Source organism: Methylobacterium sp. UNC300MFChir4.1 (genome assembly GCF_900110155.1).
Taxonomy (GTDB): Bacteria; Pseudomonadota; Alphaproteobacteria; order Rhizobiales; family Beijerinckiaceae; genus Methylobacterium.
In genome coordinates this window covers 267,343-290,145 of record NZ_FOCS01000002.1, presented here as the reverse complement: position 1 = coordinate 290,145, position 22,803 = coordinate 267,343, and the positions used below count along the sequence as shown (strand labels likewise).

Below are 22,803 nucleotides of genomic sequence, written 5' to 3'. Positions count from 1 at the left end.
TCGCGGGTCGCCGCGACCGGTTTCAGACGGGCGGAATCGCCAGCCGGCCGCTTTGGCCCGGACAGGCCGCCCATGATAGCGAAGGCGCGGCTCCGATGCCGGCCCGGGTCGGCGGCGCGACGCGCGGGAAACGACCTTGGCGGCGATTTGGCTGACGGCCCTGATCCGGGCGCTGACCTCAGGGACCGTGGTGGTGCTCGCCTCCGTCCTGGCCGAGTGGCTGGGACCGGTCTGGGGCGCGCTCGTCGTCAGCCTGCCGGTCTCCGCGGGGCCGGCCTACGTGTTCATGGCGATGGAGCACGACGCCGCCTTCGTGGCCGGGGCGGCCCTGAACGGCTTCGCGGCGAACGCCGCGACGGGCCTGTTCCTGATCGTCTACGCCCACCGGGCGGCCGGCCGGGACATGACCGCCACCCTCGGGCCGGCGATCCTCGCGTGGCTCGCGGCGGCCCTGCCGGTCTCGGCTCTCACCTGGACGCCGACGACGGCGTTCCTGCTCAACGCCCTGGTCTACGGGGCCGGCGCGCTCTCGACCCGGCACGTCGTGCGCGCGACCCTCGTGCGGAGCACCGTCGTCGCGCGGCCCCGCCCGCTGGATCTGCTGATCCGCGCGAGCGCCGTCGCACTGTTCGTCGCGGCCCTCCTGGCGCTGAGTACGGCGCTGGGCCCGGCCAGGACCGGGGTCATCGCCGCCTTCCCGGTCACGATGACGAGCGCCTTCGTCATCCTCCATCGCCGCATCGGCGGGGCGGCGATGGCGCGGCTGGCGAGCGTCGCGATCCGCGGGGTGTTCGGCTTCGGCCTGACCCTGCTGACACTCCACCTGATGATCCAGCCCTACGGTGCCGCGCTCGCGCTGACGGTCGCGCTCCTCGTCTCGCTGATCTACTCGGCGGGCCTCCTCGTGGTGCAGCCCCGTCCCGGTCGGCAGGAGCCCGGCATCGTCACGCGCTGAGGCGAGCCGTCCGACCGCGACCTCGTCGCCAGGGCGCAGCCAACGAAGCGCCTCAGAAGCCATCGTCCTCCCGCTGCAGGGCCCGCTTGCGCCAGGCCGTGAGCAGGCTGGCGAGCGCGTCGGGATCCAGCCCGTAGCTGTCCGGCAGGCCCGCGTTGCGCCCGATCAGGTGCCGGTTCATCGCCCCGAGGCGCGTCGCGCCGGCGCTCGCGTCGTCGAAGGTCACGAGGCGTTGTCCCGAACCCGGCATGGAGACCGGCTCGAACACGCTCACGTCACGCCACCGGACGCGCCGCGCACGGCCCAGCTGCACGACGGTGAAGCCCGTCTCGTCGAGGAGCAGCGCCGAGCCGCGGATCGCCGTCAGGATGAGGAACGGGACGCCTCCCAGGAAAAGCGCGACGCCCGGCCAGAGCAGCAGTTGCATCGTCGTGGAGGGCGCCTCGTGCAGCACCATCCAGAGCGTGACGCCGCCGAAGCCGGCGGCCATCAGAGCCAGGAACAGGAGTTTCCGCACCGAGGCGCGCAGGATCACGGGGCCGGGGAACTGCGCCGCCAGCGACCCCGCCGACCGGCTCTCGGATTCGAGCAGGTCCGGCCGCAGCTGCCACACGGCGACGGCCGCGCACACGCCGAAGAACACCGTCGTCGTGACGCCGCCATCCGCGCCGGTGGCGATCATCCCGAGGCCGGCGGCGACGAAGAGGAGGCTGATGCCGAGCAGCAGGACGTTCCGGCCACGGTCGCCGCGCGCGAGTTTCAACACGATCGCCCCGCCCTCCCGCGACGCCGATGGCCGGTGTGGCCACCCGATTCCGAGACGCGACCATACAGGCCGCGCCGCGAGGCGGCGATCACGCGCGCCGCGCCGTGTCGCCGCTCTCGCCCAGCATCGCCAGCACCTGCGCGGCCCCCTCCTCCGGCGCGATGCGGGACGTGTCGAGGAGCGGCACCCGCAACTCCTCCGCGAGCGCCCGATAGCCGGCGATCCGGGCCTCGGTCATGTGCTCCGACGGGTTCGGGACGCCGCGCGCGACCATGCGGGCGATGGTGGTGGGACGGTCGGCCCAGCACATGACGGTGAACGGGCGCGGCTCCCAGCCCGGACGGAAGGCCGGCGAGAGGAGCTGCGAGGCGGTGAACCAGTGCCGGTCGAACACGACCGGTCCCGGCGGGGCGTTGGCGATCGCCGCCGCCACGGCCGCGTGCGCCAAGTCGTCGGCCAGAGCGTGCTGCCCCGTCCGGGCGAGGTGGACCAGGATGGCGCCGACCGGACCGCTGAACGGGTTGAGCACCGTCGCGCCGAGCGCCTCGGCGACGTGCCGCGCGATACTCGACTTGCCGGAGCCGTCGAGCCCGTCGACCGCGAGCGCGATCCGCGAGGCCTGGGCGGCCTTCTGCTGGGCCCGCGTCAGGTTCGAGGGGTAGATGCGGCCCTCGCGACGGCCGTGCTCGAGGTAGTGCAGCTGCCCCTGCCACGCGTGCTCGAACAGCGCCGCGAGGTCGGCGTGCAGCCGGATATAGCCGAGGGCGTCGAAATCCTCCGGCAGGGGCCCGTCCCGGCTCGCGAGGTCGGCGAGGCGCAGCGCGGTCTCGCGCGGCGGGCCGGACGGGCGCGCCGCATCGGTCCGGCCCGCCCGCAGCGCGATCGCCTCCGCGACGACGGCGAGCAGGCCGTCCGCGTAGGTGTCCCAGTCGAGCGCCCGGATCCGCGCCCGTCCCGCCTCGGCCCGGGACGCGGCGCCGGCCGGATCGGTCGCGATCCTGTCCACGGCCTCCGCGATGGCCGCGCCCAGCGCCGCGTCCGGACCGTCCGGCACCACCAGGGCCGTGACGCCGTCCTCGGCGAAAGCCAGCGTGCCGTGCACGGTCGCGACGAGCGGCGTGCCGCAGGCCATCGCTTCCGCGGCCGGGTTGCACCAGCCGGCATGCGCCTCCGCGCTGCAGAACGCGTCGAGCCCGTGATACCACGCGGGCAGGTCGGACTCGGGCAGCGGCCCGTGCACGACGAGGCGGCCCGACGCCACCAGATCGGCGCGCGCGCCCACCAGCCCCCAGTCCGGCCGTCCGAACCAGTGCAGGGCCCACGCGTCGCCGAGCCTGTCGAGCGCCGCGAGCTGCGCGGCGGGGCGCTTGTTGGCGATGCCGCCGAGCCGGCGCCGCGCGCCGCGCGCGGGCGGCGAGACGGGCGGCGCGAACAGCCCGCTATCGACCGCACCGACGAGGCGCCGCCACGGCAGGCCGAGGGCCTGGAGGGCGGCGTCGTCCCAGTGGCCGTTGTTCGCCACGACGAGGTCGGGCGCGAGGGTCCGCGTGACGCGCGCGTAGGCGTCGCGCCGCACCGGCGCGTTGAGGAGGTGCTGGATCCGGGCGCCGAAGTTCGGGGCCCGGAGGTCCGCGAAGCCCTCGATCGTGGCATCCGGGAATCCGCCGCCGGGCACCATGACGGCGTCCCAGCTCGCGCGCGCGGCGTCCTCGCGGTGCAGGACGGGCAGCCGCGTCTCGAACCCGTCCTCGCCGGTGCCCAGGGTCAGGTACGCGAACGCGTGACCGCGACGCGCGAGCACCCGCCCGACCCGCTCGAACCGGAGCAGGCCGCCCGTCAGCGCCAGGTGGTCACAGGCGACAAGCAGCCGCATCACGGGGTTCCTCTGATGAGACGCAGGAGGCGAAGGGACAGGCGGCTGCCGTCGCCGGCCGAAGCGCGGTGGGCGTCGAGGGTGCCCTGGAGGTGGTCGCGCGCGCGGTGCATCTCGGCCGCGTAGGCGATCACTCGGTCGGTGCGGCGGACGCTCTCGCGCGCGGCGGCCTCGTGCGCGGCGGCGTCGGCGGCGCGCGCGGCGCGCAGGGCCGCATTCTCCTCGAGCAGCCGCGCGATCTCCGCGGAGGCCTCCGCGAGCGCCGCGCGCGGATCCGCGTCGATCCGGGTCTCTTCGCCGACCGGCAGGCGCGTCGCCGCCGCCCAGTCCAGGCCGCGCTCCGTCACCCGGTCGCTGACGATCGTCTGGAAACGGCTTTCCCGGGCCAGCCGGTCGGCGAGTTGCGCATCGTCCAGAGCCAGCCCGAGTCGCGGCAGCAGGGCGCGCAGGGCGTCCAGAAGGGTCAGCGTGGACGGCCCGCCGGGACGCCAGTCTCGTGCATCGGTCAGCGCGTTGACGAGGCCCCGCACGGCGAGGTGGCCAGCGTCCAGAGGGCCCCCGAGCTCCCATTCCAGGTCTATGAACGTGCCGTCGGCGCCCGAGACGAGATTCTTCGGGATGGCGTCGAGGGCCGGTCCCGGGAGGATCGTCTGGGTCTCGAGCAACGCTCCCGCCGCGAAGCGGCGCGAGACGGCTTGAAGCCACGTCCCGGCCCAGGCGGCGACGGCGTCCGGGCACCAGCCTTCCCGCGCCAGCCGCGCCTCCAAGACTTCAGACCAGAGGGAGCCCGGCACGTAGGTCTCCGACGGCAACAGGTTCGTGACGCCTCGAACCGCGGCGGGAAGGTCGGGATACGCGCGCGCGCGGCGCACCGCGATCTGCGACCCAGCCTCCGCGAAGGTCACCAGCCGCTCGAATTCCGGCCGGCGGCGCAAACCCGCGTGGATCGCCAGCCGGTCGTCCGGCGGCAGCGGCTCCGCCGATGCCGCGATCACGAAGGCGGGCGCCAGATCGCCGATGAGCCCCTGCTCCGCCACCGTGGCCCAGGCGCGCCGCGGCGAGAACAGCGCGCCCGCGCGGGCTGCCGGATCCGGCCCGGCCGCGCCGATCGCGAGCATTCCGGGATCGAACCCGCCCGGCCGCGCGAGGCCCCGCTCGGCGATGAAGCTCACGGGCTCCTCCCGCCCCGGGAACGGGAACCACCATTCCTGATAGGCCAGGCCGCGGGCCTGCAGGGACCGTTTCAGGCCTGCCCGCGTGGGCAGCCGGAGGCCGTCCGACCTGAGGCGTCCCTCGAGGCTCGGGAAGCCGCGCTGCCCCACCGTCTCGGAGCCCGCAGCGAGTCCTCGGAGCGAGAGGGCGTTGTCGATGACGAGGATCAGCCGCCCGCCGGGCCGCAGCCGTTCCTGGGCCCAGGCGATCGTCGCGTCGAGCGCGTCCCGGCCCCCGTCGTCGCGACACGACAGCAGCCCCGTCAGCACGACGCCATCGAAGAGCGCGGAAGCCGGCAGGTCGGCGCCATCCGCCGTGGTGACGAGGGTGGCGTCGGAAGCCCAGCGCGCGCGGCTCCCCGCGTCGGGCTTCGGGCCCAGCAGCAGGAGCGTGCCGGTCAACCACGGCAGGAAGGGGCGCAACGCCTCGGCGCAGGGCTCGCGCGGCGGGTGCGGCGCGCCTATTGCCACTTCATCCCGTGCCATACTTCCTGATTGCCAACTTTGAATTGCCCGAAATTACCCAATCGCCAAGTCGTTGGGGGAAATTAATCGACGAAATGGACATGCGACAGTTGCGTGTCTACTTACAATTGGCATTAACCTGCAATTAAAACTGGCCCGTCTCGCCGAGGTCACGAGGGATGAATTTCGTCAGCGCGATCTCGTTGGCCGGGCCGCACGTCCTGGTCACGAGCACCTTCCCCGATGCGCTCAACAGGAATCCCGGGATCCGGAGCGATCTGGCCGAGGGCTTCGCCGAACTGCTCGGCGCCGAGCGCGTCAGACACACCCCTCTGGAACTGGCGGTCGCGGCGGTCCGGGCGACCCGGCCGGATGTCGTGATCGCGGTCGGAAGTCTCGTGCCTGACCTGGCGGATCTGCGCGCGCTTCGGCGCGCCGCGGACGCCGTGGGTGCCGTCCTGATCTTCTGGCTGACGGACGACCCGTACGAGTTCGACTACGCCTTCAAGGCGGAACTCTACGCCGACATCGTCGTGAGCAATGATTCCTGGGCGGCGCAGCACTACCGGCACCCCGACGTCCACCACCTGCCGCTGGCCGCGGCGCCCGACCGGCATTTCCGGCCGATCGCCCCGGTGGCGGAGCGGGAGACAGTCCTGTTCTTCTGCGGCGTCGCCTACCCGAACCGCGTCGCCCTGATGCGCCGGATCGACGATCTCCTGTGCCGGCACGTCGTGGAGATCCTGGGCGCCGAGTGGCCGGACACGCTCCGATGCGCGGTGAACCGCCGCCTCACGCCGGCGCAGATGGCCGACTACGCCGCGGCGGCGCGGCTGACGCTCAACATCGGCCGCGACCTCGACGTGGCCAATCGCCGGCTGTCGCTCCCGCAGGCGACGCCGGGACCGCGCACCTTCGAGGTCGCCCTGTCGGGCTCGGCGCAGCTGTTCTTCGTCACCGGCCTGGAAATCTGCGCGCATTTCGAGCCGGACACGGAGATCCTGCTGGTGGACGGCTCGGCCGATATCGCGCGCGCCATCGAGCGGTCGCTCGACGAGCCCGCCGCGATCGAGGCGATCGCGCGCCGGGCGCAGGCGCGGGCGCTCCGCGAGCACACCTACCGGCATCGCGCGGCGCGCCTGCTCGATCTGAGCCGCCTGACGGTCCCGGCCTGATCACGCCGCCGCTGAGACGGACGAGACCGCGCATGTCCGACCTGTCGATCCTGCTGCTCGACACCGAGCCGCAGACCCACAACCGCTACCTCGTGCTCGCCATCGCGGACGCGCTGCGCCGGCATCCCGCGGTCGGCCGGGTCCATGTCGGCGGGCACGGCGATGCCCTGGCCGCCTTCGTCGAGCAGGGTCTCGACACGCTGATCGCTTTCGGCGGCGCGCGGGCGCACGCGCCCCTGGTCGGTCGCCTCGCGGGGCTCGCTCGGACCAGCGTGCTCTGGACTACGGAGGATCCGTACGAGCGCGAAGCGAACGTGCGCGGGTCCGGGGTCTTTGATCTGGTCTTCACGAACGACCTTGCCACGGTCCCGGCCTACGGGGGCCGGGCGCACCACCTCGCCCTCGGCGCCTCCTCGCTCTTCCACGATCTCCCGGTTCTCGAGGACGACGCGCGCTACCGCTACGATCTCCTCTTCATCGGAACGGCGTGGCCGAACAGGGTCGCGACCCTGAACGCGCTCTCGGCCAAGCTGCCGCGGGACGTGAAGTTCAAGCTGGCGCTGCCGTGGAACGCGCATATCGGTCCGCCGGAGCTGGAGGACGAGGCGCTCGTCACGGACTGGCGCTGCGGCAACCGCGACTTCGCCCTCCTGGCGAACCGCAGTCGCGTCGTGCTCACCCTGCCCCGGATCTTCTCGGCGGCGCGCGCCGATCAGGCGACCGGTTCGACGCCGCCGCCGCGGCTGTTCGAGACGGCGCTGGCCGGCGGCTACCAGGTCGTGGTGTCGCCCGAGCCGGAGACGGCCGCCTACTACACGCCGGACGCCGAGATCGCGCTCTGCGACGACGAGGCCGGTGCGGTCGAGGCGATCCTGACGGCCCTGACCGAGCCGGAGGCCCGCATCGCGCGCGCGCGCGCCGCGCAGGCGCGGACCCGCGTCGAACACCTCTACGACCATCGCGTGGCGACGATCCTGGACGCGGTGATCGACCGGCGCCGGACGCAGACGCGCCGGCCGCCCCTCGAACCGTCAGCGCCCCGCACGGTCCTGATGCTCACCCACAACCGGATGGGGCATCGTCCCGGCGGCGGGGTCGAGGTCTATCAGGAACTGCTGACCGAGCTCGGCGAGCCGTACCGCGTCCTGTTCCTCTTCTCCATCTTCGGCGACGGGCGCTGGTCGCTCCGGCTCGAGGGCCCGGGGATCGCGGAGAGCTTCGCCTGCGGTCCCGTCACGCCGCCGCTCTCGACGGACCCGTTCGTGGAGGGGATCTTCCAGAGGCTGCTGTTCGAGCATCAGGTCGACCTCGTCCACATCCATCACCTGATGCACGTCCCGCTGTCGCTGCCGCTGATCGCGCGGGCCTGCGGCATACCCACCGTCTACCACCTGCACGACCATTTCCTGATCTGCGAGCGCTGGCTGCTGCTCGATCATACCGGCCGGTTCTGCGACGTCGTCAATCGCGGGGCGGACCAGTGCGACGCGTGCCTGGTCTCGGGAAACCAGTATCCGCCCGGGTCCAAGGCGCGCCGCGACGGCATGATGACCCTGGTGACCGACGCGATCGACGCCTTCGTCACGAGCACGCCCGCCACGGCGGGGTACCTCCGGCGCTACTTCCCTGGCATCCCCGCCGACCGGATCGTCGAGATCCCGATGGTGGCGCCGAACACCGCGCCGGCCGGGGCGCGGCCGGTGTCCAGGCGCAGGCGCAACGGCGATCGGCTGACCGTGGCGATCCTGGGCAATCTCGCGGCCCACAAGGGCGGTCAGCAGGCGATCAACCTGATCCGGAGCTGCGAGGCCTATCCCATCCATTTTAAGGTGATCGGCCGCATCGACGACCCGTACCGCGAGGCGGTCGCGGGCTTCGGACCGGATCAGGTCACCATCACGGGCGCCTACGAGCAGCACGCGATCGGCGGCCTGCTGGCCGGCTGCGATGTCTCGCTGCACCTCTCGACCTGGCCCGAGACGTTCGTCATCGCGCTGACGGAGGCGTGGCAGGCGGGCCTGGTCCCGGTCGTCGCCGATATCGGGGCCCTGGCCGAGCGCGTCGAGGACGGGGTCGACGGGTTCAAGGTCCCGCCGGACGATGCCGGTGCCGTCCGCGCGCGCCTCATCGCGCTGCACTACGATCGCGCCCGCCTCGCCCGGATGCAGGCCTCCATCAGCCGGAAATCCTTCCCCGACACCGACGGCCACCTCGGGTCGGTCCGCGCCCTCTACGAGCGCCTGATCGGGGCGCGGCCGCTGCGCCACGGACGCGTTCCCAGCCACCTGCGGCACGGTTTCGATCTGCGGCTCGAGACCCTGGGATACCGGACGAACGCCGCCTCCTGGACCAGCGCGGCGATCGCGTGGGATGAGGCGGCCCGCGCGCCGGAGGCGTCGCCCACCGTGATGGCGGCGGCGCGCGCGCGCCCGGTTCCGGAGCTGCCCGACGCGTTCCGTCGCCTGACGTTGAGGCCGGTCCGGCGCAGCGAGTGCGGCTGGAGCCTCGACGTGCTGCGCACGGACGAGCGCCTGAACCGGAGCCTGGATCTCTCGTCGGTCGTCGCGCGGGCCTCCGTGTTCCTGCGCGGCTGGCTGCACGTCTCCGGGCCGGCGCCGAAGGCGATCTACCTGCGGCTGACGGGTCGCACCGGGACATCGTGGGTCGCCCTGCAGAGCGATCTCCGTCCGGACGTGGCCAAGTGGTACGGTGAACCCGCCGCCGCGACGTCCGGCTTCACCGGCCAGATCGACGTCGCGGGGATGTCCTTCGGACGCTACGCGCTCGCGATCGTCCAGATCGCCGACGGTAGCCTGCGCATCCTCGAAGACGTCGCCTCGATCTTCATCGCCCCCGACACCGAGCCGCCGGCGCGCTTCGTTCCGGAGCCGCGCCATCTCGTCAGCGGGCCGCCGCACGTCCCGGATCTGCACCACAGCCTGCCGGATGCCGGCGACGCGCTCCGCGTGTCGCCGGGGCAGCTCTGGGCCGCGGAAGTCGCGTTCCCCGGGACCGCGCCCCGGCTCGGCAAGGAGACGCTGGCCGTGTTCCGCGGCACCAACGGTCAGACGTGGCGGGCGCCCGTCCTCAAGATCGACGAGCGGACGGTGCGCATCACCGCCTCCGTCCCGAACATCGATCCGGGCGCCTACACGGTGTCCCTCGCCGAGCCGCACAACAGGACGTTGCGGACCCTCGCGACGCTGTTCCGCACGCAGGTGGCGCGTTCGGAGTGACGGGGATCACCGGCAAGCCCGGTCTCGATCCCCCGAGCCGACCCCGGACGCGGGTCTACCACGCCTCGACCCGTTCACCGCCGAAGATGCGCGACGTCGGCAACTCGAAGATGAAGTAGGGATTGAGCTGCGGCGGAGCCGCGGCCTCATCCAGGCGGCCCTGCTGCTCGGGCGTCAGGACGACCTCGAGGGCGGCGATGTTCTGCGCCAGCTGCTCCGGGCGGCTCGCCCCGACCAGGACCGAGGCGACGCCGGGGCGCCGCGCGACCCAGGCCAGCGCCACCTGCGCCATCGGTCGGCCGACGTCCGCGGCGACCGCCCGCAGCACGTCCACCACCGCGAAGTTCGCCTCGGTGAACAGCATGCCGCCGAAGGGATTGTCGCCGTTGAGCCGGCCGTCGCTGCCGCCCTCGGCCGCGTCGCCGGCCCGGTCCGGGAGCGAGCCTGCCGGACCGGCCAGAGCGAGCTTCTCGCGCCCGTACTTGCCGGTCAGCAGGCCGGCCGCCAGCGGGCTCCAGGGCACCAGCCCGAGCCCGAGGGCGCGGCCCGCGGGCAGCACGTCGAGTTCCACGCCCCGGTCGAGCAGCGAGTAGGCGTATTGCAGGCCGATGGGTTCCGGAAGGCTGTGGGCACGGGCCAGCGCGGCGATCTGCGCGGCGTACCAAGCGGGCGCGTTCGAGAATCCGTAATACAGGATGTCGCCGCGCGCGACGGCGTCGGTCAGCGCCCGGAGGACTTCCTCCGGCGGCGTGGTCCGGTCCCAGACATGGGTCCAGTACAGGTCGATCCAGCCGGTCCTGAGACGGCGCAGGGAGCTCTCGAGACCGGAGCGGATGTTCCGCGCGCTGTTGCCTCCGGCGAGCGGCGTGCCCTGCGCGCGCGGGAAGCCGGACTTCGTCGCGACGACCAGGCGGTCGCGCAGACCGCGCGCCGCGATCAGGTCGCCGAGCATCGTCTCGCTCGCGCCGCCCGCGTAGACGTCGGCCGTATCGAGGAAGTTGCCGCCCGCTTCGACGTAACGGTCGAAGATGGCCGCCGAGACCGTCGCGTCGCTGCCCCAGCGGGCGGCGCCGAAGGTCATGGTCCCGAGCGCAAGGGGGCTCACGGCCAGACCCGAGCGTCCCAGGGTTCGATAGTGCCTCAGATCCATCGCCGCACCTCACTGTTGAGGACTGGGACGTAGTCCGGCGTCGGGATCGGGATTAGCCGTGGTATTCCGCATGCGCCTGTGAGCACAGTTCAGGAATGCGGCGCGGCACCCTCGACGATCTGGCGGCTTTCGCGGCGGTGGCGCGCCATCGCAGCTTCACGCGGGCGGCCGCGGAGATGGGGCTGTCGCCCTCCGCGCTCAGCCACATGATGCGGGCTCTGGAGGCGCGTCACGGCGTGCGCCTGCTGGCCCGCACCACCCGCAGCGTCGCGCTCACTCCGGCCGGCGAGCGGCTGCTGCGGTCGGTCGGCCCCGCGCTCGAGGACGTCGCGCGCGGGCTCGACGCGCTGGCCGAGTGGCGCGGCGCGCCGTCGGGGCGGCTGCGGCTGACGACCTTCGCGTACGCCGCGCGGGCGATCCTCGAACCCAGACTGCCCAACTTCCTGATCGACCACCCGGCCGTCTCGGTGGAGGTGATCGTGGACGACCCCCTGACCGACATCGTCGCCGCCGGCTTCGACGCCGGGATCCGCTTCGGCGAGACGGTCGAGCGCGACATGGTGGCGGTCCGGGTCGGACCCGACCTGCGCACGGTGGTCGTCGCGACCCCGGACTACTTCGCCCGCCATCCGCGCCCGGAGAGCCCGGCTGACCTGGAAGCGCATCGCTGCGTGAACTACCGGCTCGTCGGCGGCGGCGGGTTGCTGCCCTGGGAATTCGCTCGCGACGGCCGCGAGATCCGGGTGCGCGCGGCCGGCCAGCTCGTCGTGAACGATGGCCGGCTCGCGGCCGCCGCGATCCGGGCCGGTGCCGGGATCGGCTACATGCTGGAGGACGAGGCGGCTGACGACCTGGCCGCGGGCCGTCTCGTCCAGGCGCTGGACGCGTGGTGTCCGTCGTTTCCCGGCTGCCACCTCTACTACCCCGACCGGCAGGTCACGCCCGCCCTGCGCAGCCTGATCGACGCGCTGCGGTGGCGGGAGGCGCCGTCGCCTCCCTGCCCGTGAGACCAGGCCTGCGTGACAGTGCCTGCGAGACCGTACCCGCGGGGCCTCCCCGCTCAGGCGCCCCGCCAGTCGCGGGCGACCTCGCCCGCGAAGTCGCGGTAGCTGCGCGGCCTGCGGCCGAGGAGCCTCGCGAAGTCCGCAACCTCGGCCTCGGTCGCGACGGCGCCGTCCTCCTGGTAGCGGCGCATCATCACCCGCAGGTCATAGGCGAGCCAGGCGGGGGCGAAGCTCCGGAGCCGCTGCTCCATCGCGTCGAGATCGTCGCCTCCGTAGCGGACCGCGCGCCCGAGGGCCTCGGACCAGATCTCCGCCAGGGCGTCGCCCGTCAGGGCGTCCGGCCCGACGACGTCGTAGGTCTCGGCCGGAAGACGGTCGGCCGCGCGCTCGCGGCGCAGCAGCGCGTTGGCCGCCGCCTCGGCGATATCGCGCACGTCGACCATCGAGACGCCGGCCTGCCCGAGGGGCACGGCAAACAGGCCGGCCCCGAGGAGCGGCTCCTTCTGGGCGAGGTCGTTCTGCATGAAGTAGGAGGGCCGCAGCACCGTGGCGGGCAGGTCGAGGGCCGCGATCATCCGCTCGACGGCGTGCTTGCCGGTGAAGTGCGGGGCATCGACGAAGGCCTCGCTCTTGAAGACCGAGAGATAGACGATGCCGCGCACGCCCGCGTCGCGGGCGAGGCTGAGTGTCGTGATCGCCTGGGTCAGCTCGTCCGGCGCGTTGGCGACGAGCAGGAACAGGGTGTCGACCCCGACCAGCGCCGCGCGCATCGCGTCGATGTCGGCGGGATCACCGCGGACGGCCTCGACGCCCGAGGGGAATCGCGCCTTCTCGGGCGAGCGGGTCAGAGCGCGCACGGCGGCCCCCTCGGCGACGAGATGATCGATGACGGCGGAGCCGATGCGGCCCGTGGAACCGGTGACGAGGATGGTCATGGCGGATCTCCTGGATGCGGGGCGGCCCCGAGCGGGCCGCCGATGACCCGAAGATGCGCCGTTCCTTTTCTGAGCCATAGTCGGCAAGATCGGGACTGGGTGTCCCGGATCTGGAACAGCACATGGACCTCGCGGCGCTCGCCGACTTCAATCTCGTCGCCGGCCACGGCGGCTTCGGCCGCGCCGCCCGGGCGAGCGGGCGGCCGAAGGCGACGCTGTCGCGGCGCGTCGCCGAGCTCGAGGCGAGCCTCGGGACGCGGCTGATCGAGCGGGGCGAGCGCAGCCTGCGCCTGACAGAGGCGGGGGCGCTCCTCCACGCCCGGACGGGGCCGCTGCTCAGCGAGATCGCGGAGGCCGGCGCCGTCGTCGGTGGCGGCCTCGACCGACCCCGTGGGCGGCTCCGGGTGAGTGCGCCGCTGCTCCTGTCCGACACGCAGCTCGGCCGCGTCGCCGCGGACTTCACCCGCGCCTATCCCGAGGTCGAGCTGGAGATCTCCGCCGAGGACCGGTTCGTCGACCCGATCGAGGAGGGTTTCGACGTGATCATCCGGGTCAATCCGAAGCCGGACGAGCGCCTCGTCGGGCGCTGTGTCCTGCGGGACGAGCTCTGGCTGGTGGCGCCGCCCGAGGTCCCGCGTCCCGAACCGTCGGCCGCGACCGACGCGGCGACCGTGCCGGCGGCGGTGCGCTGGACGCCGCGTCAGGACGAGACGTGGCAGGTCCATGACGGCCGGACGCGCCGGTCCTACGCGCCCGTGCCGGTCCTGCGCCTGTCCTCGCTGCCGATGCTGCGCGACGCCGTGGTGGCGGGCGCCGGCGCGGCGCTGCTCCCGCGCTCGCTGGTCGGGGGCGACGTCGCGGCCGGACGCCTCGCCTGCTGGGGCTGGCTGGAGGGGCCGCCGACGGAGCTGTGGGCGCTCCACACGTCCCGGCGCTTGGTCAGTCCCAAGGTGAACGCCTTCGTCGCCCATCTGGCAGCCGCGCTGTCGACGGATCGACCCACCCGGCGGTAGATCGAGCGTTCGAACCGAGGGGCACCGAGCGCGGCGCGCGCGGGACGGTGCCCTATCCGCATTCCGCCGCGCCGTCCCGACGCGGCGCCTCGGGCGAGCCCGGCGGACCCGCCATCGTCCGGCCGAGCCAGTCCACGAAGGCGGCCGCCGGCCCCGCGGGTGGCAGGGCACGCACGAGAACGAAGTACCGGAGCCCGTTCATGACAGCTTCGTCGCAAGCCGGCACGAGGCGCCCGTCGGCGCGATAGGGCGCGACGATCAGCGATCGCCCCAGGGCGATGCCCGAGCCGCCGAGCGAGGCGCGCAGCGCCAGTTGCGCGAGGTTGAAGTAGAGATTCTGGACGCGGCCGCCCCAGGGCGCCCCGTGGACGCGTATCCAGCGATCCCACTCCTCCGAGACGCTCGCGGCCGCCTCCCACGGCGTCGCGTCGTGGAGCAGGACGACGGCCCCGCCGGGATCCGCCGCATCCCGGTAGGCCGGGGCGCAGACCGGGTAGACCGGCTCGGGATGGTCGAAGACGACCGTCGCACCGGGAGGCGGTGCCGGGCCGTAGCGGATCGCGACGTCGATACCGGACTGCGCCATGCGTCCCGGATCCAGGTCGTGGGTCTCCCCGAAGACGGCGACGTCGATGTCGGGATGCGTGTCGCTGAAGGCTTTCAGCCTTGGCGCGAGCCATTCCGAGGCCAGGGAGGGGACGCAACTGATCCGCAGCGTCGCCCGGCCCTCGCGCCGTTCCCCCCGGAGCAGGGCATCGCCCATCCCGTCGAAGCCGCTCCGCGCCGCGGCGAACAGGTGATGACCCGCGGCAGTCAGCCGGATCTCGCGGGTGCCCCGCTCGAGTAGCGGGTAACCGAGGCGCCGCTCCAGCCGCTGGATCCGCTGCGTGACCGCGCTCTGCGTGACGGCGAGGCGGTCGCCCGCACGGGCGAAGCCGCCCGCCTCGACCAGGACGCGGAAGAAGAACAGGTCGCCGGCCAGGCGCGCGTCGAGCCTCACGGGCATGCCCGATCATAAGCGGGCCTAATAGACCGCACCAGAGAATATAATTGGCCGCATGAGCGCCGCTCGCGCAGGGTCGGCGCGGACAAACCGGGCAGGATCGGGAGCGCCATGGCAGCCGTCGGCGGGATGGAGACTCGACTTTCGGGCGACCGGATTCCGGAGGCGGTCAGGCGCGCCAGCCCCACGGTCTGGATGAACCCGGCGCTGGACGCCACCGCGTCCGTCCTGCCCGGACTCGCGACCGGCCGTGCCGACGTGGACGCGGCCGTGGCGCGCTGGCAGCGGTTCGCGCCGCTCCTGGCGCGCCTCTTCCCCGAAGAGGGCGCTGGCCGGATCGACTCGCCGCTCGTCCCGCTGGAAGAGCGCCTGTCCCGTGACGTCCTGGACGGCGCCGACGGGCGCGTGCTGGTGAAGGCCGACCACGCGCTGCCGGTGACCGGCTGCATCAAGGCGCGCGGCGGCGTCTACGAGGTCCTGGCCTATGCCGAGGATCTGGCCGCGCGGGCCGGGCTGCTCACCGAGGGGCGATCCTACGCCGCCTTCGCCGACCCGGAATTCCGCGCCCTGTTCGCCCGCCACGTGATCGCGGTCGGCAGCACCGGCAATCTCGGCTTCAGCGTCGGCCTGATGGGGCGCTCGCTCGGCTTCGCGGTCGAGGTCCACATGTCCCACGACGCCAAGGCGTGGAAGAAGCAGCGCCTGCGCGAACTCGGCGCCCGCGTCGTCGAGCATCGCGGTGATTACGGGGCGGCGGTCGCGGCGGCCCGCGGCGCGTTCGCCGGCCGCGCGGACGCCCATTTCGTCGACGACGAGGATTCCGTCGACCTGTTTCTCGGCTACGCGGCCGCGGCCCTCGACCTTCAGCGCCAGCTCGCGGAGGCCGGGATCGCGGTGGGGCCGGCGCATCCCCTGTTCGTGTACCTGCCCTGCGGCGTGGGCGGCGCGCCGGGCGGCGTCGCCTTCGGCCTGAAGCTCTTGTTCGGTGACGCCGTGCACCCGGTCTTCGTCGAGCCGGTCGCGTCCCCGTGCATGCTGGTCCAGCTCGCGGCCGGTCTCGACCGCCCGGTCAGCGTCTACGATGTCGGCCTCGACAACCGCACCGCGGCGGACGGGTTGGCCTGCGCCTCCGCGTCGATGCTGGTGGCCCGGACGCTCGAGAAGCTGGTGGCCGCCGTGGTCACGGTGCCCGACGACGCGCTGTACCGCTGGCTCAGGGTGATGTGGACCGAGGCGGGCCTGCGCCTGGAGCCCTCCGCGGCGGCGGGCTTCGCGGCGGCCGGGCGCTTCGCCGCCACGCTGCCCGCGGCGGTCGGTGCCGCGGCCACCCACGTGATCTGGACGACCGGCGGCGCGCACCTCCCGGCCGAGGAATTCGAGGCGGCCCTCGCCCGCGGTTGAGGCGCGCTGGACGTCTTCTCAAAAACCGAGACCGCGCGGCCGCGGCTCCTGGATCGTGCCCGATCGCCAGGCGATCCGCGGCCGATTCAAAGTGAGGGCCAGACCCGGCCGTCGCTCACTCCATCAGGTCGGTCAGGGCCCCGATCTCGTCGGCGTTCTTCCAGACCGTCTCGCAGCCGATCACCGTGTCGGTGGCGTCGATCGTCAGCGTGAACGCGGGGGGCACCCGCTCGGTCCCGACGAGCCGGAGGCGAACACCCCACCGCGACATGTCGTGCACCACGCAGGGGATGGCGGGATGGCCGGACACCGAGATGCATCCGCTCAGGTTGACGGAGACGCGTCGGGCGTTGCGCTGGTTGTCCATAAGTACTCCGCGCTAGAGCGCCGGAGCATAAGCGGCGACCGATCAAGGGCCGGTTTACGAACTGAACTCAATTGCGCCTAAAATTCGCGTCGAGGTGGCTAATACCGAAGTCTCGACCTACCGGTTGGGAAGCCACCGGGAGACGAAGGTCAGCGGACGCGACGTGCCGGCCCGGCCGTCGGCATCCGCACGCGCGTCCTCGTCCGGCAGCAGCGACCCGATCAGGCGGAGCAGCTTCTCCCGCTCCTCTCCGGTGAACAGCACGAGGAAAGAACCGAGATCCAGCTGGACCTCCGGCGCATCATCGCCCGGGGAGTGAGAGACGTAGGGCTGCCCGGTCTGGAGGTCGCGCATCAGGGCCCAGCGGTCGCCGCCGACGCCGACATGGAATTCGCGCGCTATCCGTGGGCCCTGTTCAATCATTGCTCATCCCGCACGCCGTCAACGTGCAATTTCCAACGGGATAGAGCGTGCAAACGCCTTGCGATATAACCTGGCTCAAGAATTCACAGCTATCGTCGACTGCAGCCCCACCGGCGCGAGCCGCCGGTGGCGGGATGTCGGCGCGGTCTCGGGCTGGAGGTTGGTGCACTTGCGGCGCAGGATCGCGGACGATCCGACGCCGGACTGACATGTCCCGTCTCCGCGCGGCAGACGGCGCGTATTCGGACCGAGAAGGGCGAGCGCTCCGCTCTCGCCCGGTCGGCGCCGGCCCTAGCGATACGCGTGGGGGCGTGAGCGCTCGAAGGCGGCCGCGCAGGCCGTGTCGAAGAGCTTGCAGGGCGGCGGGGCGTCGCCCGGTTCGACGAGCATGGGCTGTCCGCGGATGTCTCCGGTGGCGTGAGCCTGCGAGTACCGTGACCGCGGGTCGAAGTAAGGATCCGAAGTGTAACTGCTCATGAAGGCGCCTCCTGCCGGCATCTCGCTCTCGGACAGCGCCACGCCGGTCTGCAGCGCCAGTGAGAGCACCGAGACCAGGATCAGCAGACATCGTCTGGTCATAGGCCCGCGCCTCCTCGTGCGCACGAGATCGGCAGCGCGGACGCCGCGCTCCGGATGTCCTGGATGTGTTCGATGAGACCGCCGCGGGCGTCAGCGGCCGGTCTCTGCGAGCAGGCCCGCCACAACGCGTGCGCGCTTCGGAACAGCCGCCCGACGGGATCACCGCGTGGCCGCGACGCGCTGCCTTCAGCGACGTTGGCGGGTCAGCCCATCTCGACATTCGGAAGATGGCGCAAGCCGACCGCGCACTGCAATCAAATAGGCTTTTCAGCAGTGAAAACGGGATTGATTTGAGAAATTTTCTTTAAAATTCGATGCGCGCCCGTCCGGCCGCGGCCTGGGACGGAGACAGTTCAAGCATCGGATTCGCGACGCACTTTAGAGATTCAACGCCGCTTTAAGTTTCTAAAACGCGCTTTATTTTGTCGTGCCGAATTCATTCGAAGAGTGTCTTTGCCAGGACTATAACTTCGGCGTGCCGGGCATTCGCCCTGCCTTCTCTTCGCACACGAGGCTTGATCGGCTCCCAGTCCACGCGGGCACTCCGCGGGAATGGGAGCCGGGTCACGGCGGGACACCCGACTGATCACATGGAACTCGTCCGGTTCGCTCTGAAGTTTCGCAAGAGCTTCTATGTTCTTGCCGTCCTCATGTTCCTCGCGGGGCTCGGCTCGATCACCGTCGCGCCGAAGGACGTGCTGCCCGCCGTCGATATCCCGGTGGTGGTGGTGGTGTGGACCTATAACGGTCTCGACGCGACCGACATGGTCCAGCGCATCACGAACTACAGCGAGTTCTCGCTGTCGAGCAACGTGAACAACATCCGCCGGATCGAGTCGACGTCGATCCAGGGCACGGTGACCGAGCGGATCTACTTCGATTCCGCGGTCAGCATCGATCTGGCGATGACCCAGGTCGACTCGGCGATGAACGCGATCCGCTCGCGCATGCCGCCGGGCGTGCAGCCCCCCGTCATCATGCGCTTCTCCGCCTCGTCGGTGCCCGTCATTCAGATGGCGCTGTCGTCGTCGAAGCTGCCGCTCACCAAGGTCTTCGACTACGCCCAGTACCGGACCCGCCGCCGGCTCGCCGAGGTGCCGGGCTCGACCCTGCCCTCCCCCTACGGCGGCGCGCCGCGTCAGGTCATGGTCGATCTCGACCCCGGCAAGCTGCGCGCGATCGGCATGACGCCGCTCGATGTCCTGAACGCGGTCCTCAAGCAGAACCTCGTCGTGCCCTCGGGCCTCGCGAAGATCGGGACGCAGCAATACACGGTGCGGCTGAACTCGAGCCCGCAGCTGGTCGATCAGCTCAACCGCATTCCCATCAAGGTCGAGAACAACCAGCCGGTCCTGCTGCGCGACGTCGCCCATGTCCGGGACGGCTCGCCTCCGCAGATCAACATCGTCCGCGCCGACGGCCACCACTCCGTCCTGTTGCAGGTCCTCAAGAACGGCGCGGCCTCCACCCTGGACGTCGTGAACGCCGTCAAGGCCGCCCTGCCGGACATCCACGCGGCCGCGCCGAAGGGCATGACCATCACGCCGCTGTTCGATCAGTCGGTCTTCGTCTCGGACGCCATCTCCGACGTGGTGCGCGAGGCGGTGATCGCGGCGGGGCTCACCGGTCTCGCCATCCTGCTGTTCCTCGGCTCCTGGCGCTCGACCATCGTGGTGCTAGTCTCCATCCCGCTCTGCATCCTGACCTCCCTGTCGATCCTGGTTGCTCTGGGCCAGACCATCAACGTGATGACCCTGGGCGGCCTCGCCCTGGCCGTCGGCATCCTCGTGGACGACGCGACGGTCGCGATCGAGAACACCTACCGGATGTTCGAGGAAGGCTTCTCCTTCCGGCGCTCGGTGGTCGAGGGCGTGGCCGGCATCGCCAAGCCGGCCCTGATCTCCACGCTGGCGATCTGCTCGGCCTTCTCGGCGGTCTTCTTCCTCACGGACGCGCCCCGCTACCTCTTCGTCCCGCAGGCCGAGGCGGTGGTCTTCGCGATGCTGACCTCCTACCTCCTGTCGCGGACGCTGGTGGCGATCCTCATCGACGTCCTGGTCGCCCCGGAATACGCCCGGCATCACGGCCCGGCCGCCGAGGTCGATGGGGCGTCACCACCCCGCCGCCGCTCCGTCCTCGGCCGGATTCTCCGCGCGCCGACACGGCCCCTCGCCTGGCTGCTTCAATATCCGCTGCGCGGCGCCCTCGCCTTCCGCAACGCGTTCGAGCGCGGGTTCGCGCGCTTCCACGCGGGCTATGTCGGCCTCCTGTCCGCGGTGCTCGGCCACCCGGCCCGCGCGCTGTCCGGCGCGCTCGCCGTCTTCGCGGTGACGGCCGCGATCTTTCCCTTCGTCGGTCAGGACTACTTCCCGCAGATCGAATCCAGCCAGATGACCCTGCATATCCGCACTCGTCCGGGCGAGCGGATCGAGCAGGCGGAGAAGACCTTCGCGCAGGTCGAGGACGTCGTCCGGCAGGTCGTCCCGAAGGACGAGCTGGGGCTCATCCTGGACAATATCGGCCTCCCCGCCTCGAACTACAACTTCGCCTTCATGGATGCGTCGTTCGTCGCCTACAATGACGGGCAGATGCTCATCAATCTGAAGGGTGAGCATAAGCCGATCTCCTTCTACGAGAAGCGGCTGCGCCAGGTCCTGCACCAGGCGTTCCCCGACGACACCTTCTACTTCCAGCCGTCCGACATCATCACGCAGATCCTGAATTTCGGGACCGTCGCGCAGATCGACGTGCAGGTCTCCGGGCGGCACGATGCCGAGGACCTCGCCGTGGCGCAGGACCTCGTCCGCCGCATCGCGGCGGTCCGCGGCGCCGTCGACGTCCACCTGCACCAGATCGTCGACGCCCCGCAGATGTACGTGAACGTCGACCGCAGGCTGGCCTCCGAGATGGGCGTCAGCGAGCAGTCCATCGCGCAGAACCTGAACGTCTCGCTCTCCGGCTCCTTCCAGGTCAGCCCGAACTTCTGGGCCGATCCCAAGTCCGGCATGCCGTACCAGCTCTGGGTTCAGACGCCGGAGTGGCGCAACGCCGACATCACGCAGCTGATGAACACGCCGGTCTCGGTGCACGCGACCGCGCAGGACAGGCCCGGCATCCCGATCCTGCTGTCGAACATCGCCACGATGCAGCGGCAGCCTGAGCAGACCGTGATCAACCACGTCAACCAGCAGCCGACCTTCGACATCCTCGCCAACGTCCAGAACGCGGATCTCGGCAGCGTCCGAAACGCCGTGGATCGGATCGTCGCCGAGGAGCAGGTCAAGCTCCCGGCCCCGGACAAGATCCTCGTCCGCGGCCAGATCGAGAGCATGGAGAGCGCCTTCTCGCGCATCGAGCTCGGGCTCGGGATCGCGCTGGTGGCGGTCTACCTGCTGCTCGTCCTGAACTACCAGACGTGGGTCGACCCCTTCGTGGTCATCGCCGCCCTGCCGCTGGCCTTCTGCGGCATCGTGATGAGCCTGTTCATCACCAGCACGGCGTTCTCGATCCCCGCCCTGTTCGGCGCGATCATGTCGGTCGGCGTGGCGAGCGCGAACTCGATCCTGCTCGTCACCTTCGCCAAGGAGCACCGCGAGGCGACCGGCTGCTCTGCCCGCGAGGCCGCCCTGATGGCCGGCCATACCCGCCTCCGGCCGGTGCTCATGACCGCCTCCGCGATGTTCCTGGGCCTGATCCCGATGGCGATCGGGTCCGGCGAAGGCGCCGAGCAGAACGCCGCCCTCGCCCGCGCGGTGATGGGCGGGATCGGGATGGGCACCGTCTCGACCCTGCTCTTCGTCCCCCTTCTCTACACCCTGCTCCGCCGCAACCCGATCAAGCCCCTCGAGGATTATTGATGACCCGTTTCAACGACGCCCCCGGGAGCGGCGCCGAGGCAGCCGCGCGGGCGCACCAGCACGCGGTCGAGATCGACCCGCTGCGGCAGGACGGGGCCGGCGAGGCCCTCGTCCACGCGGTGCCGCCGCCGCCGCGCAAGCGCCCGTTCCTCGTGGCGTTCCTCGCGCTCGGCAGCGCCCTCGGCCTCGGCGCCTGGCACCACTGGGAGACCTACCAGGCCTCCCTGGAGACCCAGGCCGAGGCCGTGAACTTCGTTCCGACGGTCCGCACCGGGCCGGCGCAGGTGGATGACGGGCCCATGACGCTGACCCTGCCGGGCCAGACCGAAGCCTTCGACCATGCCGACATCTTCGCCCGCGCCACCGGCTACATCGCCGAGCGCCGGGTCGACATCGGGTCGCGGGTCAAGAAGGGTGACCTGCTGGTCCGGATCGCCGCGCCCGACCTCGACCAGCAGGCCCGGCAGGCCGAGGCCCAGCTCGGCCAGTTCAAGGCGCAGCTCGCCGTCGCGCAGGCGGATGTGGAGCAGGCCAAGGCCAGCGTGACGCTCGCGAACGTCACCGACGCCCGCACCGCGACGCTGGCCGGACAAGGCTGGGCCTCGAAGCAGAACGCCGACCAGACCCGCGCGGGGATGCTGACCGCCACCGCGACCCTCGCCGCCGCGCAGGCGAAGGTGAAGGTCGCGGAAGCCAACATCACCGCCCAGCAGGCGACCGTCGACCGGCTCCGGACGCTGACCACCTTCGAGAACGTCGTCGCGCCGTTCGACGGCATCGTGACCGCCCGCAAGGTCGATGTCGGCGACCTCGTCCACGGCGATGCCGGCTCCGGGACGCCGCTCTTCACGGTCGACAGCACCGATGTCCTGCGCGTCGCGGTGCAGGTGCCGCAATCGGCCGCCGTGGGCATCCGCGACGGGGTGAAGGCGCGGGTTCAGGTCGCGCAGATCGCGGACCGGACCTTCGACGGCACGGTCTCGCGCAGCTCGGTGGCTCTCCAATCCTCGGTGCGGACGCTGGACACGGAGGTCGACGTCGCCAATCCCGACGGAATCCTGCGGCCGGGCCTCTACGTCGCCGTCACTTTCGCGGTGCCGCGCACGCATCCGCGGGTGATCGTGCCGTCCGAGGCGCTCATCTTCGACGCGGAGGGGACGCGCGTGGCCGTGGTCGGGGCGGACGACACCGTCCGGCTCCGGCCGATCACGATCGCGCGCGATCTCGGCACGCGCCTCGAGCTGCGCAGCGGCCTCGACAGCGGCGAGACCGTCGTCCTCAACCCGCCCGCCGGCCTTCAGGACGGCAGCCGCGTCGTCCCCCGCGGCTCCGTCGCCTCTCAGGTCCCGACAGCCAAGCTCTCCGAGCAGGCGAGCGCGGAGTGAGGCGC

At 71.7% G+C, this 22,803-nt stretch carries 17 protein-coding genes; 8 read left to right on the top strand and 9 right to left on the bottom strand.

Annotation, left to right across the window (positions count from 1 at the left end; all coding sequences use genetic code 11):
* Positions 1-136: 136 nt before the first annotated feature.
* A complete protein-coding gene (locus tag BMY19_RS04745; protein WP_020091612.1) occupies positions 137-955 on the top strand; it encodes a hypothetical protein in 819 nt (272 codons plus the stop codon).
* A 52-nt stretch (positions 956-1,007) separates the two neighbouring features.
* On the opposite strand, the gene BMY19_RS04740 is transcribed toward BMY19_RS04745, so the two are convergent.
* From BMY19_RS04740 to BMY19_RS04730, 3 genes are all read right to left on the bottom strand, one after another.
* A complete protein-coding gene (locus BMY19_RS04740; protein ID WP_244534831.1) occupies positions 1,008-1,721 on the bottom strand; it encodes a hypothetical protein in 714 nt (237 codons plus the stop codon).
* 88 nt (positions 1,722-1,809) lie between these two features.
* Complete coding sequence (locus BMY19_RS04735) at positions 1,810-3,594, bottom strand: glycosyltransferase (protein WP_100251013.1); 1,785 nt, start codon at positions 3,592-3,594, stop codon at positions 1,810-1,812.
* On the bottom strand, positions 3,594-5,291 hold the full coding sequence (locus BMY19_RS04730) for a hypothetical protein (RefSeq protein WP_170862905.1): 1,698 nt from the start codon (positions 5,289-5,291) through the stop codon (positions 3,594-3,596). Before BMY19_RS04730 ends, BMY19_RS04735 begins: the two co-directional genes overlap by 1 nt.
* Positions 5,292-5,449: 158 nt before the next feature.
* Here BMY19_RS04730 and BMY19_RS04725 point away from each other — a divergent pair, with 158 nt between their 5' ends.
* Together BMY19_RS04725 and BMY19_RS04720 are read left to right on the top strand one after the other, a co-directional pair.
* Positions 5,450-6,445: a glycosyltransferase family protein gene (locus BMY19_RS04725; RefSeq protein WP_100251011.1), complete on the top strand. Its 996-nt coding sequence runs from the start codon at positions 5,450-5,452 to the stop codon at positions 6,443-6,445.
* Positions 6,446-6,477: 32 nt separating this feature from the next.
* On the top strand, positions 6,478-9,681 hold the full coding sequence (locus tag BMY19_RS04720) for a glycosyltransferase family protein (protein ID WP_100251010.1): 3,204 nt from the start codon (positions 6,478-6,480) through the stop codon (positions 9,679-9,681).
* Positions 9,682-9,736: 55 nt separating this feature from the next.
* On the opposite strand, the gene BMY19_RS04715 is transcribed toward BMY19_RS04720, so the two are convergent.
* Positions 9,737-10,831, bottom strand: coding sequence for an aldo/keto reductase (locus tag BMY19_RS04715; RefSeq protein WP_100251009.1), 1,095 nt, complete (start codon positions 10,829-10,831; stop codon positions 9,737-9,739).
* 95 nt (positions 10,832-10,926) lie between these two features.
* Here BMY19_RS04715 and BMY19_RS04710 point away from each other — a divergent pair, with 95 nt between their 5' ends.
* Positions 10,927-11,838 carry a LysR family transcriptional regulator gene (locus BMY19_RS04710; RefSeq protein ID WP_100251008.1) on the top strand — a complete coding sequence of 304 codons (912 nt, stop codon included), beginning with the start codon at positions 10,927-10,929 and terminating at the stop codon, positions 11,836-11,838.
* Positions 11,839-11,891: 53 nt separating this feature from the next.
* On the opposite strand, the gene BMY19_RS04705 is transcribed toward BMY19_RS04710, so the two are convergent.
* Positions 11,892-12,770, bottom strand: a complete 879-nt coding sequence (locus BMY19_RS04705) for an SDR family oxidoreductase (protein WP_091677746.1) — start codon at positions 12,768-12,770, stop codon at positions 11,892-11,894.
* Between the two features lie 122 nt (positions 12,771-12,892).
* On the opposite strand from BMY19_RS04705, the gene BMY19_RS04700 reads away from it, so the two are divergent.
* Complete coding sequence (locus BMY19_RS04700; protein ID WP_100251007.1) at positions 12,893-13,783, top strand: LysR family transcriptional regulator; 891 nt, start codon at positions 12,893-12,895, stop codon at positions 13,781-13,783.
* 52 nt (positions 13,784-13,835) lie between these two features.
* On the opposite strand, the gene BMY19_RS04695 is transcribed toward BMY19_RS04700, so the two are convergent.
* Complete coding sequence (locus BMY19_RS04695) at positions 13,836-14,789, bottom strand: LysR substrate-binding domain-containing protein (protein WP_100251006.1); 954 nt, start codon at positions 14,787-14,789, stop codon at positions 13,836-13,838.
* A gap of 108 nt (positions 14,790-14,897) precedes the next feature.
* Between BMY19_RS04695 and BMY19_RS04690 the strand changes: the two genes are divergently transcribed.
* Entirely contained in the window at positions 14,898-16,187 is a 1,290-nt protein-coding gene (locus tag BMY19_RS04690; RefSeq protein WP_100251005.1) for a D-serine ammonia-lyase, read from the top strand.
* Between the two features lie 115 nt (positions 16,188-16,302).
* On the opposite strand, the gene BMY19_RS04685 is transcribed toward BMY19_RS04690, so the two are convergent.
* The 3 genes from BMY19_RS04685 to BMY19_RS04675 form a co-directional block, all read right to left on the bottom strand.
* Complete coding sequence (locus tag BMY19_RS04685) at positions 16,303-16,554, bottom strand: PilZ domain-containing protein (RefSeq protein WP_100251004.1); 252 nt, start codon at positions 16,552-16,554, stop codon at positions 16,303-16,305.
* Between the two features lie 117 nt (positions 16,555-16,671).
* The gene (locus BMY19_RS04680) at positions 16,672-16,977 is read right to left on the bottom strand and encodes a hypothetical protein (RefSeq protein ID WP_020091600.1); all 306 of its coding nucleotides are present in this window, start codon (positions 16,975-16,977) and stop codon (positions 16,672-16,674) included.
* 291 nt (positions 16,978-17,268) lie between these two features.
* The gene (locus BMY19_RS04675) at positions 17,269-17,556 is read right to left on the bottom strand and encodes a hypothetical protein (RefSeq protein ID WP_100251003.1); all 288 of its coding nucleotides are present in this window, start codon (positions 17,554-17,556) and stop codon (positions 17,269-17,271) included.
* 590 nt (positions 17,557-18,146) lie between these two features.
* Here BMY19_RS04675 and BMY19_RS04670 point away from each other — a divergent pair.
* Together BMY19_RS04670 and BMY19_RS04665 are read left to right on the top strand one after the other, a co-directional pair.
* Positions 18,147-21,413, top strand: a complete 3,267-nt coding sequence (locus BMY19_RS04670) for an efflux RND transporter permease subunit (protein ID WP_100251002.1) — start codon at positions 18,147-18,149, stop codon at positions 21,411-21,413.
* Entirely contained in the window at positions 21,413-22,798 is a 1,386-nt protein-coding gene (locus BMY19_RS04665) for an efflux RND transporter periplasmic adaptor subunit (RefSeq protein WP_100251001.1), read from the top strand. The genes BMY19_RS04670 and BMY19_RS04665 overlap by 1 nt, the downstream gene beginning before the upstream one ends.
* The last annotated feature ends 5 nt before the right edge of the window (positions 22,799-22,803 follow it).